Raw genomic sequence first — 359 nt, forward strand, 5'->3', positions numbered from 1 at the left:
TATTTGGGCGCGATATATTCAAAGATTTCTCGTGCGCGACCCGAGATCGGATCATTCAGGACCTTTTTCCGGTACTTTACAACCAGGATCAGATGATAACAGAGTAAAAATACTGAATGTGCATTATTGTCGAGTTCTCTCATATTTATCAGCCTTTCTTTCTATTTCGACTGATTTAATTATATCACAAATGAGATCATTTGTCTATTACATTTCAGAACATTTGTTCTGCTTGATCTGCAATCTATTTTTCCTTCAGGCTTATTCATTGTATGCAGGATTGATGATATAGCACGACTACAAAAATCAATATATGAGAAGTTTACAATACACAGCACAGCTATGTGCAATAATCTGAT

General features: G+C 35.1%; 1 protein-coding gene. It reads right to left on the reverse strand.

The window, feature by feature from the left end; all coding sequences use genetic code 11:
- Positions 1-143 (reverse strand): transposase (locus tag GPK90_RS13465; protein ID WP_215703225.1); only part of this gene is annotated, 143 nt, incomplete at its 3' end.
- Positions 144-359: the final 216 nt, after the last annotated feature.

The sequence above is a fragment of the Clostridium sp. MCC344 genome, from assembly GCF_018785365.1.
Lineage (GTDB): Bacteria > Bacillota > Clostridia > Lachnospirales > Lachnospiraceae > Pilosibacter.